This is a genomic window from Salipiger pentaromativorans (genome assembly GCF_024721115.1).
GTDB lineage: Bacteria > Pseudomonadota > Alphaproteobacteria > Rhodobacterales > Rhodobacteraceae > Salipiger > Salipiger pentaromativorans.
On record NZ_JAMDHK010000001.1, the window covers coordinates 71344 to 83191 of the forward strand.

At 66.3% G+C, this 11848-nt stretch carries 16 protein-coding genes; all 16 read right to left on the reverse strand.

The features are described from left to right. Window positions 1–190: 190 nt before the first annotated feature. The 16 genes from M4578_RS00310 to M4578_RS00385 all read right to left on the reverse strand — a co-directional run bounded on the left by M4578_RS00310 (window position 191) and on the right by M4578_RS00385 (window position 11782). Window positions 191–793, reverse strand: a complete 603-nt coding sequence (locus M4578_RS00310) for an NADH-quinone oxidoreductase subunit J (protein ID WP_258091437.1) — start codon at window positions 791–793, stop codon at window positions 191–193. Further along, window positions 790–1197, reverse strand: a complete 408-nt coding sequence (locus M4578_RS00315; RefSeq protein WP_258091438.1) for a carboxymuconolactone decarboxylase family protein — start codon at window positions 1195–1197, stop codon at window positions 790–792. The genes M4578_RS00310 and M4578_RS00315 overlap by 4 nt, the downstream gene beginning before the upstream one ends. 154 nt (window positions 1198–1351) lie before the next feature. Next, a complete protein-coding gene (gene nuoI, locus M4578_RS00320; protein WP_258091439.1) occupies window positions 1352–1846 on the reverse strand; it encodes an NADH-quinone oxidoreductase subunit NuoI in 495 nt (164 codons plus the stop codon). A gap of 3 nt (window positions 1847–1849) precedes the next feature. Further along, window positions 1850–2887, reverse strand: coding sequence for an NADH-quinone oxidoreductase subunit NuoH (gene nuoH, locus M4578_RS00325; RefSeq protein WP_258091440.1), 1038 nt, complete (start codon window positions 2885–2887; stop codon window positions 1850–1852). 10 nt (window positions 2888–2897) lie between these two features. After that, complete coding sequence (locus M4578_RS00330) at window positions 2898–3293, reverse strand: hypothetical protein (RefSeq protein ID WP_258091441.1); 396 nt, start codon at window positions 3291–3293, stop codon at window positions 2898–2900. A gap of 2 nt (window positions 3294–3295) precedes the next feature. Further along, window positions 3296–5317 (reverse strand): NADH-quinone oxidoreductase subunit NuoG, encoded by a 2022-nt coding sequence (nuoG, locus tag M4578_RS00335; protein ID WP_258091442.1) that lies wholly within the window; start codon window positions 5315–5317, stop codon window positions 3296–3298. Window positions 5318–5408: 91 nt separating this feature from the next. After that, the gene (locus M4578_RS00340; protein ID WP_258091443.1) at window positions 5409–5822 is read right to left on the reverse strand and encodes a DUF5333 domain-containing protein; all 414 of its coding nucleotides are present in this window, start codon (window positions 5820–5822) and stop codon (window positions 5409–5411) included. Between the two features lie 128 nt (window positions 5823–5950). Beyond that, window positions 5951–6304 carry a hypothetical protein gene (locus M4578_RS00345; RefSeq protein ID WP_258091444.1) on the reverse strand — a complete coding sequence of 118 codons (354 nt, stop codon included), beginning with the start codon at window positions 6302–6304 and terminating at the stop codon, window positions 5951–5953. A 17-nt stretch (window positions 6305–6321) separates the two neighbouring features. Next, window positions 6322–6756, reverse strand: coding sequence for a DUF5333 domain-containing protein (locus tag M4578_RS00350; RefSeq protein ID WP_258091445.1), 435 nt, complete (start codon window positions 6754–6756; stop codon window positions 6322–6324). After that, window positions 6753–7247, reverse strand: coding sequence for a DUF3291 domain-containing protein (locus M4578_RS00355; protein WP_258091446.1), 495 nt, complete (start codon window positions 7245–7247; stop codon window positions 6753–6755). The genes M4578_RS00350 and M4578_RS00355 overlap by 4 nt, the downstream gene beginning before the upstream one ends. Beyond that, window positions 7244–7741 carry a DUF3291 domain-containing protein gene (locus tag M4578_RS00360; RefSeq protein WP_258091447.1) on the reverse strand — a complete coding sequence of 166 codons (498 nt, stop codon included), beginning with the start codon at window positions 7739–7741 and terminating at the stop codon, window positions 7244–7246. The genes M4578_RS00355 and M4578_RS00360 overlap by 4 nt, the downstream gene beginning before the upstream one ends. Before the next feature lie 4 nt (window positions 7742–7745). Beyond that, window positions 7746–9041, reverse strand: coding sequence for an NADH-quinone oxidoreductase subunit NuoF (gene nuoF, locus M4578_RS00365; protein WP_258091448.1), 1296 nt, complete (start codon window positions 9039–9041; stop codon window positions 7746–7748). Between the two features lie 4 nt (window positions 9042–9045). After that, window positions 9046–9264, reverse strand: coding sequence for a DUF5337 domain-containing protein (locus tag M4578_RS00370; protein ID WP_258091449.1), 219 nt, complete (start codon window positions 9262–9264; stop codon window positions 9046–9048). A gap of 150 nt (window positions 9265–9414) precedes the next feature. Further along, window positions 9415–10254, reverse strand: a complete 840-nt coding sequence (locus M4578_RS00375) for an endonuclease (protein ID WP_258091450.1) — start codon at window positions 10252–10254, stop codon at window positions 9415–9417. 36 nt (window positions 10255–10290) lie between these two features. Next, window positions 10291–11379, reverse strand: coding sequence for an NADH-quinone oxidoreductase subunit NuoE (nuoE, locus tag M4578_RS00380; protein ID WP_258091451.1), 1089 nt, complete (start codon window positions 11377–11379; stop codon window positions 10291–10293). Between the two features lie 94 nt (window positions 11380–11473). Further along, entirely contained in the window at window positions 11474–11782 is a 309-nt protein-coding gene (locus M4578_RS00385) for a hypothetical protein (RefSeq protein ID WP_258091452.1), read from the reverse strand. Between the last annotated feature and the right edge of the window lie 66 nt (window positions 11783–11848).

Genomic DNA, 11848 nt, shown 5'->3' on the forward strand with positions numbered 1-11848 from the left:
TCCCTCCGGGCCCTCGCCCTGATCGTTCCGTTCAAAACGCCGCCTCTGCGGGTGGCGTCTGGGTCTTGTGCGCCCTGCGCTTCTGCGCGGGGCCTGTTGGTTCCGCCGCGCGCATCTCGGGCGGCGAGGTCCCGGATCAGGTCCGGGACGGGTCGGTCCCCCGGATCACGTCCGGGGCGCGGGCGGAGGCTTAGAGCCCCTGCCCCGGTTTCACGTCCTTCAGCTCCAGCGCCTTGGCCGGGTCGCGCCACATCTGCGCCAGCACGTTCTGGCGCTTGACGTCGGTGCGGTGGCGCAGGGTCAGCACGATGGCGCCGATCATGGCGACCAGCAGGATGAGCCCGGCAAGCTGGAACAGCAGGAAGTAACGGTCATAGATCAGCACGCCGAGGGCTGCGGTGTTCTGCATGTCGGCGGGCACCGGCGCGGTGAGCTGCGAGGCCGCCAGCTCCGAGGTTTCCCAGACGCCGAAGGCCATACCCAGCTCCATCTGGAACACCAGACCGATGAGCAGCGCCAGCGGCATGTATTTCGCCATCCCCGCGCGCAACTCGGCGAAATCGACGTCGAGCATCATCACCACGAAGAGGAACAGCACCGCCACGGCGCCCACGTAGACGATCACCAGCAGCATCGCCACGAATTCGGCGCCCAAAAGCACGAAGAGCCCCGCCGAACTGAGGAAGGCCAGGATCAGCCAGAGCACCGAGTGCACCGGGTTGCGGCTGATCACCGTGAACAGCCCGCCCACGATGGCGCTGAGCGAAAAGAGGTAAAAGGCGAACACGGTCATGAAGCGTCATCCTTGTTGTCTTCCATCACCTCGCGCGCAAGTTCCATGGCGCGGGTCATGGCGGGTATTCCGGCGAAAACCGACATCTGGGCGATGGTCTCGGCAACTTCGTCCCTGGTGGCGCCGGCCTCGAGGGCGTGGCGCACGGTCATGCGCACCGCCGTATCGGCCTGCGCGCCCTGCATCGTCAACCCCGCAAGCGTCAGCAGCAGACGGGTTTTTGAATCGAGCCCGTCTTTCGACAATCCGCGCCCGAACCAGAACTCCATGAAGTCCTTGGGCATGGTCGGCCAGAGTTTCTCGAACTCGCGGGGGCTGAAGCTTTCCAGCGCCGGGTTGAAGGCCCGCGCCATCTCATGCGCCTGCTGCATCATCAGCTCGAAAGGGGTCTTCATGTCGCTCATGCGGTCCCCTCCGGATCCATGGCGTCAAGGCCACCGGCCAGCCCCGGCCGCAGCGACACGTCATACGCAGGCAAAACCGCGTCCATCCGGGGAGTGCTCCCCCCGGTGAAGGTCTTGCCACGCGCACAGGCGTTCATCTGCGGCAGGTCCGGGCTCATCGGTAGGGCGCGTCCAGCTCCAGGTTGCGGGCGATCTCGGCTTCCCAGCGGGCGCCGTTGTCGAGCAGTTTCTGCTTGTCGTAGAACAGCTCTTCGCGGGTCTCGGTGGAGAATTCGAAGTTCGGCCCCTCGACGATGGCATCCACCGGGCAGGCTTCCTGACAGAAGCCGCAGTAGATGCATTTCGTCATGTCGATGTCGTAGCGCGTGGTGCGGCGCGAGCCGTCGTCGCGCGGTTCCGCGTCGATGGTGATGGCCTGCGCCGGGCAGATCGCCTCGCAAAGCTTGCAGGCGATGCAGCGCTCTTCCCCGTTGGGGTAGCGGCGCAGCGCGTGTTCGCCCCGGAAGCGCGGGCTCAGCGGGCCCTTTTCATGCGGGTAGTTCAGCGTGGGCTTGGGCCGGAAGAAGTATTTCATGCCAAGCTGGAACCCCTTCAGGAAGTCCATCAGCAGGAAATACTTGGCGGCGCGGCCGTAGTCGATTTGCGTCATGGATCAGACTCCCGTGGTCCAGCGGGTGAACACACCCCAGAACCAGCCGAATTTGGCAGCGAAGGAAACGAAGACCACCCAGACGAGGCTGAACGGCAGGAACACTTTCCAGCCCAGCCGCATCAGCTGGTCGTAGCGATAGCGGGGGGTGATCGCCTTCACCATCGCGAAGATGAAGAAGAAGAACACCATCTTGGCCACCATCCACAGGATGCCGTCGGGCAGCCCCGGAATGGGCGACAGCCAGCCGCCGAAGAAGAGCAGCGAGACCAGTGCGCACATCAGCACCACGGCGGTCAGTTCGCCGATCATGAAGAGCAGGAAGGGCGTCGCGGAATATTCCACCTGATAGCCGGCCACCAGCTCGGATTCCGCTTCGGGAAGGTCGAAGGGCGGGCGGTTGGTCTCGGCCAGCGCCGAGATGAAGAACAGGAAGACCATCGGGAAATGCGGCAGCCAGTACCAGGACAACAGCCCCGCCCCGTCTTGCGCATGCACGATGTCGGTCAGGTTCATCGAGCCGGTGGAGATGATCACACCGATGATGATCAGGCCGATGGACACCTCGTAGGAGATCATCTGCGCGGCGGAGCGCAGCGAGCCCAGGAACGGGTATTTCGAGTTCGACGCCCAGCCGCCCATGATCACGCCGTAGACCTCGAGCGAGGAGATGGCGAAGACATAGAGGATGGCGACGTTGATGTCCGAGATCACCCAGCCGTCATTGAAGGGAATCACCGCCCAGGCGATGAAGGCCATCACCAGCGAGATCATCGGCGCCAGCAGGAACACCGCCTTGTCGGCGCCCGCCGGGAACACCACTTCCTTGACGATGTATTTCAGGAAGTCGGCAAAGCTTTGCAGCACGCCGAAAACGCCCACCACGTTGGGGCCGCGCCGCATCTGCACGGCGGCCCAGACCTTGCGGTCCATATACATCAGAAAGGCCAGCGCCACGAGAAGCGGGACCAGAACCAGCAGGATCTGTCCGACTATGACGAGAGCGATCCCAAGGCCGGTGTTGGAAAAGAAGTCTGCCATCAAGTGTCCCTCACACCATCGGTATTCCGTTCTCGGCACAGGCCAGAGCGACGACTTCCGCGTCGATGGTCTTGAGCCCTCGGGGCAGCGCCGCCGAGATCGTGTAAACAGCATCTCCGCGCCAGAGGCCACCCTCTTGCGCGACATTCGTGCGCAGATGGCGCGCAAAGCCGTAGCCGCGGATCAGCGCATATTGCGCCGCAGCGCAGCGCGCGTAATCCTCCACGTCCGACGACCCGCGCGCACCGCGCATCTCGACGAAGAAATTCACCAGATCCCCGTCGAGCAGCCGCGTCTCCACCCCCTCGTAGACCGGCATGAACGGCGCCTCGTCCTGCGCAGGGGCTTCCTCGCAGGAGCAAAGCGCCGTCAGCGCCAGCAGAGGTATGGAGAGACGCGCCCACATGCTTACTCCGCAGCCAGCGGCTGCTCTTTGCGCGCCTTGGCATTGGCCGAAAGCTCGGCCATCAGCACCGAGGCCCGCGCAATCGGGTTGGTCAGGTAGAAATCCCTGACCGCGTAGCGGAAGCTCGCATCGCCCAGCGTGGCGGGGGTGACCGCCGACCAGGTGTTGCCCGGAACCTCGTCGATCTGCACCAGATGCGGCACGGCCCCGACCAGCGCCTGACGCAACTGCGCCAGGCTGTCCCAGGGCAGCGTCGCGCCCAGCTCGGCCGAGAGCGCCCGCAGGATCGCCCAGTTCTCCTTGGCCTCGCCCGGCGCAAAGCCTGCGCGCATGGCGAGCTGCGGACGGCCTTCGGTGTTCACGAAGAGCCCGTTTTCTTCCGTATAGGCGGCGCCCGGCAGGATCACGTCGGCACGGTGCGCGCCCCGGTCGCCGTGGCTGCCCTGATAGATCACGAAGGGCCCTGCGGCGATGTCCACCTCGTCGGCGCCGAGGTTGAAGATCACATCCGCGCCGTCCATCGCGGCAGTCATGCCGCCCTCGGTCACGGCGCCCACATCCATCGCGCCGACACGCGACGCGGCGGTGTGCAGCACCATGAATTTCGACTGCGTGTCCTCGGCCAGTTTCATCGCGGCCGCGAGCACGGCGGCGCCATCGGCCTCCTGCAGCGCGCCCTGCCCCACGATCACCACCGACGGCGCGTCGAGCACCGCGCCATACTCCTTGCCGAGCAGGCTTTGCAGCGCCGCGCGGTCGGTGCCGACATGGGCGTAATCATAGGTGAGGTCCACCGCCTCGCCCACCAGACCGATCTGCGCGCCCGCCAGATAGGCCTTGCGGATGCGCGCGTTCAGCACCGGCGCCTCGTCGCGCGGGTTGGTGCCGATCAGCTGGATGAACTTGGCGCTGTCGATGTCCTCGATGGAGGCATTGCCGACATAGCCGGCGCGGTTGCCGGCGGGCAGCTTGGCGCCATCGGTGCGGCATTCCACATTGCCGCCCAGCCCCTCGATCAGCGTCTTCAGCGAGAAGGCCGCCTCGACCGAGGCCAGATCGCCCACCAGACCGGCGGGTTTCGCGGCGCCTTTCAGCGCCTCGGCGGTCTTGGTCAGCGCCTCGCCCCAGGTGGCGGGGCGCAGCTTGCCGTTCTCGCGGATATAGGGCTTGTCGAGCCGCTGGCGGCGCAGACCGTCCCAGACGAACCGGGTTTTGTCGGAAATCCACTCTTCGTTCACGCCGTCGTTGTTGCGCGGCAGGAAGCGCATCACTTCGCGGCCCTTGGTGTCCACGCGGATGTTCGAGCCGAGCGCATCCATCACATCGATGCTTTCGGTCTTGGTCAGCTCCCACGGCCGCGCGGTGAAGGCATAGGGTTTCGAGACCAGCGCGCCGACCGGGCACAGGTCGATGATATTGCCCTGCATGTTCGAATCGAGCGTCTGGTTCAGATAGGAGGTGATCTCGGAATCCTCGCCGCGCCCGGTCTGGCCCATCTGGGTGATGCCCGCCACCTCGGTGGTGAAGCGCACGCAGCGGGTGCAGGAGATGCAGCGCGTCATGTGGGTTTCCACAAGCGGGCCGAGGTTCAGGTCGTCCACCGCGCGCTTGGGCTCGCGGAAGCGCGAGAAGTCCACGCCGTAAGCCATGGCCTGGTCCTGCAGATCGCATTCGCCGCCCTGGTCGCAGATCGGGCAGTCCAGCGGGTGGTTGATGAGCAGGAACTCCATCACCCCCTCGCGGGCCTTCTTGACCATCGGCGAGTTGGTCTTGACCACCGGCGGCTGGCCTTCCGGGCCGGGGCGCAGGTCGCGCACCTGCATGGCGCAGGAGGCGGCGGGTTTCGGCGGGCCGCCCACGACCTCGACCAGACACATCCGGCAGTTGCCCGCGATGCTGAGCCGCTCGTGATAGCAGAAGCGCGGCACCTCGATCCCGGCCTGCTCGCAGGCCTGGATCAGAGTCATCGCCCCGTCCACCTCGATCTCGTTCCCGTCGATGACGATCTTGCGCAGGTCACTCATTGGCATCTTCCCAGACAGAATTCCTCTCGGACCGGCAGGCCGGCCGTCGCGGGCATGGCCCCGGCGCGCGGATATTGAGCCGCGCCGCCCATCACCAAGCCCTCAGCAGCACGCCGATCGGCGTGCCCTTCTCGATCTCTTCGCGCCCGACGCGGCAATAGCCCTCTGCCACGCCCAGCGTCACGCCGCGGGCCCGAAGCCAGGCCTCGCCCTCGGCGCGGTATTTCTTTTTCTCGGCTTTCGAGGTCACGTAATCCTCGATCTCGTCGTCGGAATATCCCAGGCTGCGGGCCCGCGCCTTGAGATCGCCGAGAAAACTGTAGGCCCGGATCATCCGGGCACCGATGCTGTCGCATTTGTTGCGGATCTCGTCGGCGATGCCGACGGCCAGCAGCCCGTCATGAATCTCGCGCACCTCGCCCAGCGAGGATTTGGCCGTGGCGGCGGCCGGCAGCGCGGTCAGGGCCAGCAGGGCCGAAAGCAGAACCGCTTTGAACTTGCGCATGTCATATCTCCCGTTTGCGAAACCGGAGCCCGCCGCAAGACGGACTCCTCCGCTCCGGTACGTGGAGATCCGGCCGGCGGTTATGCAATAACACGCCCCGCAACCTCCTGATATGACATCCGTTTGTCTCACTCGACGCAGGTCCCCCGGAAGGTCAGGCCATTCTTCTCGACCACCAGTTGCTCTTTCGGCGTATCGGGGCCGACCTGCCAGGCGATGTTGGAGGTGCCCAGATACTTGATGCAGTATTTGACGCCCTCGTAACGGGCCGCCTCGATGGCGCCGTCCAGCGAGGCGCTGACCGGCTTGGCGGTGGCGACAAAGCTCGCCCGGTCGCCCTTTACCGCCTTGGCATTGCCGCTGAAATAGACGCCGCCATATTCAAACCGGTTCGCGCCGCCACCCAGCTTGCTGCAGGCGGTCAGAGACAGGGCCAGGCAGCCCAGCATCACCAGTGTCTTGATCTCGATCCGAGTCGTCACGTTCTTCACCGTACCCGTCACAGTTTCTGTAGCGCCCGGCCCACGTCGGAGCCTTGCGCCATCTCGGCCTCACCCACCGCGCAAAGGCTTTCCGGCACATCCGGCATGGCGCCGCGCGCCATCAGATAGGCCTCTGCCTGCGCGGCGGAGCTGTTGAAGTCATGGTTCGCATAGATCGCGCTCAGCGCGGCGCGGTCGGCGCCGGCAGCGGCCAGTTCCTCGGTGGCGCGCGTCACCGCGCCGTTCCAGGGCGCGGGCGCCAGCGAGATGCCCTGCGCATAGCACTGATCCGCGATGCGCTCGGCCACGCTCAGCGTCACCACCCGCTGTTCCCAGCGCTCGGCCAGCGTGGCCCCGCGCGCGGGCGCGTTGGACGCGGGCACGGCGCCGGTCGTGCTCTGGCACGCGGCGAGCAGCGCAAAGGCGGCGGGGAGGACATAGCGCAGGCTCATGCCGCCACCTCGCGGCAGCCTTTGTCGCGCCAGGCGGTGGCCTGCGGCAGCTCGGCCCAGCCGAACGCATGCTCGGACGGCCCGTTCTCGCGCAGATGCTCGAGCCGCCCCAGCGCCTCGTCGAGCGAGGGTTTGTGCCCCACGGGCACCCACCACATGACGAAATGCTGCTTGCCGAGGATCTGGAACCACTCTTCGCGGCGGTCGTAGAACTGCTTGTGCACCGTCTTCCAGACGAAGGTTTCGAGGCTCTTCACGTCTTCCCAGACGGTCAGGTTCGCCACGAATTGCGGATCGTCGCCGATGTTGTTCTCGGTGTTGCCGGTGCCCGGCTCGCCCGAGCCCTCCATCATCCAGACAAAGCCCGGCATACGCTTGCCCATGCCGTTGATCCGGTCGAGCGCGTTCATGAAATCGGCCACGCGCGGATCGTCCGTCGGCGCCAGCAGGCGGCCCACGTTCAGCTCGGCCAGATGCATGCCCTCGCTCATGCCGCCTCTCCGCATTGCTTGGTCTTCCACAGCTCCGCCTCTTTCAGATGCGCCCAGCCAAAGGCAAACGCGCTGTCGCCATGGGTTTCGAGATGCCGGAACCGCGCCATCGCCTCGGCGGTCGTGGGCCGGTGCCCCTCGGGCACCCACCACATCACCAGCCGCAGACTGTCAACCGCGTCGTACCATTCGGCCTTGCGGTCATAGAATCGCTTGTGAACCGTGTTCCAGACGAAATGTTCGAGGCTCGCCGCGTCTTCCCAGACCGACAGGGTCGAGGCGAGGCGCGGATTGCCCCCCAGCGCGCCCTCGGGCGCAAGCTGTTCGGCTTCCATCTCGTCGCCGCTCATCATCCAGACAAAGCCCGCGCTGCGCTGCGCGATCCCGTTGACGAGATCCAGCCCGTCGACAAAATCCTTCACCCGAGGGTCGTCCCAATCGTATTTGAGGACCCCGAGGTTGAATTCCGCCAGATGATGCCCGTCAGGCTGCATCACTTCACTCCGCCGCCATCGCGCCCATGCGGCCGGTCTTCTTGGCCTTGATGCGGTCCTCGATCTCCTCGCGGAAATGCCGGATCAGACCCTGGATCGGCCAGGCCGCCGCATCGCCGAGCGCGCAGATCGTGTGCCCCTCGACCTGCTTGGTCACGTCGAGCAGCATGTCGATTTCCTCGACCTCGGCCTCGCCGGTCACCAGGCGGTTCATGACCCGCATCATCCAGCCCGTGCCTTCGCGGCAGGGCGTGCACTGGCCGCAGCTCTCGTGCTTGAAGAAGCTCGACAGGCGCCAGACCGCTTTGACCACATCGACCGAGTTGTCCATGACGATCATGCAGCCGGTGCCGAAGCTCGACTTGTTCTCGCGCATCCAGTCGAAATCGAAGATCGCGTCTTCCAGCTTGTCCTTGGGCAGCACCGGGCAGGAGGCCCCGCCGGGGATGATCGCCTTGAGATTGTCCCAGCCGCCGCGAATGCCGCCGCCGTGCTTTTCGATGATCTCGCGCACCGACAGCGACATCTCCTCCTCGAAGACCGAGGGGGTGTTCACATGGCCGGTGAGCGCCATCAGCTTGGTGCCGGCGTTGTTCTTGCGCCCGAAGCCCGAGAACCAGGTGGCGCCGCGGCGCAGGATGGTCGGCGCAACCGCGATGGATTCCACGTTGTTCACCGTGGTCGGGCAGCCGTAGAGGCCCGAGCCCGCCGGGAACGGCGGCTTCATCCGGGGCATGCCCTTCTTGCCTTCGAGGCTTTCCAGCAGCGCGGTTTCCTCGCCGCAGATATAGGCGCCCGCGCCGTGGTGCAGGTAGAGGTCGAAATCCCAGCCGGAACCGGCGGCGTTCTTGCCCAGCAGCCCCGCGTCGTAACATTCGTCGATGGCCGCCTGAAGCGCCTCGCGCTCGCGGATGTATTCACCGCGAATGTAGATATAGGAGGCATGCGCGTTCATCGCGAAGGAGGCGATCAGCGCGCCTTCGATCAGCGTATGCGGATCGTGGCGCATGATCTCGCGGTCCTTGCAGGTCGCGGGCTCGGATTCGTCGGCGTTGATCACCAGATAGGCGGGACGGCCGTCGCTTTCCTTGGGCATGAAGGACCATTTGAGGCCGGTCGGGAACCCGGCGCCGCCCCGGCCGCGCAGACCCGAAGCCTTCATCTCGTCGATGATCCAGTCGCGCCCCTTGGCGATGATCCCGGCGGTTCCATCCCAATGGCCACGCTTTTTCGCCCCTGCCAGCGTGCGGTCGTGCATGCCGTAGAGATTGGTGAAAATGCGGTCCTCGTCCTTCAGCATCGCATCAGTCCTTGTCCTTCTGGCGGGCACGCCAGAGCCCGTAGATCATCCAAATCGCCGTCCCGAACCCGGCCAGCGCGGCCAGATCGAAGAAAGCCCGTGTGCGCTGGCTCCAGCCGAGCGTCTCGCCCGCAACCGTCGCCGCGATCCAGGCCAGCCCGGTTCCGGCGATCACCAGCGCGATGATGCGCCCCTGCCGGGTGTGGCGGTCCTGGTCGCTCATCCCTGCGGCCTCCGGGCCGGCGGGAATGCGCGGGGCGAAAGGATCATATCGTCGATCACGCTCGTCTCCATCGCGCGGGCCCTGCCCGTCTGCCTGTTCCGTCCAGCACCCGGCCCATACCGCCCGGGTGCGCTCTTGTATCCTGCGGCCTTAATAGACCTTGCCGTCGTCCACGCGCTTGGAGAACTCCGTCTCCCCGCCCGCCGCCAGCACCTTGGCCTGACCGATCCAGTCATCGCGCGAGACACGGCCCTTGAACCCCTTGAGATTGGAATCCATCCAGGCGACCTCGGCGGCGCTCCAGCCGGCGATCTGATCGAAGTGATAGATCCCGAGCGCGTGCAGAAGCGATTCAAGTTTGGGGCCCACGCCCTTGATTTCCTTGAGGTTGTCCGGCCCGCCCTCACGCGCGGCGGTCAGTGCCTCGGGCTGGGTTTCCGCCGCATCCTCTGCCTCTGCCTCTTCCGCGACCGGAGCCGGAGCGGCTTCGGCCTTCTCTTCTGCCTCGCCCTCGTAGCGCCAGGTGCCCTTGCGCGCGGCAAGCTCTTCCTCGCCGGCCAGCGCCTTGCTCGGCGTCACCAGCGCCGCGGCAGGCGCGGCCTCGACCTCAACCGTCTCGGCCTCCACCTCGGCAGGAGCGGTGTCGGCCTTGACGGGCGCCGGAGCCTCGGCAGCGGGCGCCGCCACCGGTGCGGGCGCCTCGGCCGCAACCGGCGTAGCAGCAGCAACCGGCGCGGCAGCAGCGACAGGAGCGGCAGCGGGAACCGGCACGACGGGGGCCGGCGTGCGGGCGCCGAGCTTGGGAACCGGCGCGCAGAACAGCCAGATGAACAACAGACCCAGAAGACCCAGCGCAAGCGCCCCCAGAAGGATCGCCGCGACGATGCCCTTGTGAGCCCCCAGCGCGAACAGCGCCACAATCAGGCCGATCACCGCGGCCAAAGCCCAGCACTTGCCCCGGCAGGCCCCGTCAATCGTTGCGTCTGTCATTCCCGAACTCCCTCGTCACCGGTCTTGCGGCGGATGTCACGTATCGTAGACATCGCCTTTCTTAACACGCGCTGCAAATTCCGTCTCGCCGCCTGCGGCCAGAACCTTGGCCTGCGCGACCCAGTCGTCGCGCGTCACCCGGCCCTTGAAGCCGGTCAGGTTGGCATCGACCCAGGCGACCTCCGCGTCGCTCCAGTTGGCGATCTGGTCGAAATGGTAGAAGCCCAGGCTGTGGCACAGGTCTTCCAGCTTCGGCCCCACGCCCTTGATCATCTTGAGATCGTCCGCCCCGCCCTCGCGCGGCGCCTCCAGCGCCTCGGGCCGGGTGCCGACATTCTCGTCCGCCACGGTCTCCGCCGCCGGCGCGGCAGGTGCAGGCGCGGCGGGTGCCGCCGCTGCCGGCGCCGCTTTCGGCGCGGCGTCGCGCCAGGGCGTGCGCAGCGGCACCTCGGTGCCGTCGATGCGTTTGACCGTATCGCCGATCTCGGTCGCCAGCGCCACCGAGGCGTTATAGGGCGCGCGGCCCTCGGCATGGGCGGTCAGCACCACCGGCCCGCCCTTGGGCTCGGAGGCGTAGCGGCCATTCTGCGGGCCCGGCACCGGCACCTTGCCGGCAGCCAGCTCATCGAGGATCTCGGCCATCCGCTCGGCGGTCAGATCCTCGTAATAATCCTTGCCGATCTGCGCCATCGGCGCGTTGGCGCAGGACCCGAGGCATTCCACCTCTTCCCAGGAGAACTTGCCGTCGGCCGAAAGCATATGCGCCTTCGGCGCGATCTTGTCCTTGCAGACCGCCATGAGGTCGCCCGCGCCGCAGATCATGCAGGTGGTGGTGCCGCAGATCTGCACATGCGCCACCGAGCCCACCGGCTGAAGCTGGAACATGAAGTAGAAGGTCGCGACCTCGAGCACGCGGATATAGGCCATGCCCAGCATCTCGGCGACGGTCTCGATCGCCTTCTGGGTCAGCCAGCCTTCCTGTTCCTGCGCGCGCCACAGCAGCGGGATGACCGCGCTGGCCTGACGGCCTTCGGGATATTTGCTGATCTGCCCCTCGGCCCAGGCCAGGTTGGCGGGGGTGAAGGCAAAGCTCTCGGGCTGTTCGGGGTGAAGACGGCGCAGCATCAGTCGGATGGCCTCTCGTAAGTTGTCGGTTCCGCGCTCGGCGCGGGGGCCCATCGGCCCGGAAAGGATATGGCGGCGGCGCCCGGCACCCGGGTCAGCCCGCCTCGGCCACTTGCTCGGTCGGCGCACAGGGCCCGGTGAGCAGACGGAAGCCGCCGCTTTCCGTCAGCACCCCCTGCTTCGCGCCGATGCGGTATTGGGCGACCTGCTGGAGCTGCTCGCGGGTCAGCCCCGTTTGCAGCTCGACCGGCAGGTAATCGGATTCCATCTCGAGCGAGCAGCCCACCGAGGCGACGGCCTCGTCAAAGGCGGCGAGATCCTCGGCGTCGGTGCCCTCGGGAGGCATTCCCAGACAGCCGGCGGTGGCGAAGAGCGGCAGCAGAGCCAGGCTTTTCTTCAGCATCACGTCCCCAAATCCCTCGTTTTCCTTTGTTGCGGCCGCAGAGGCCGGGATGGACCGGGGCGCGGA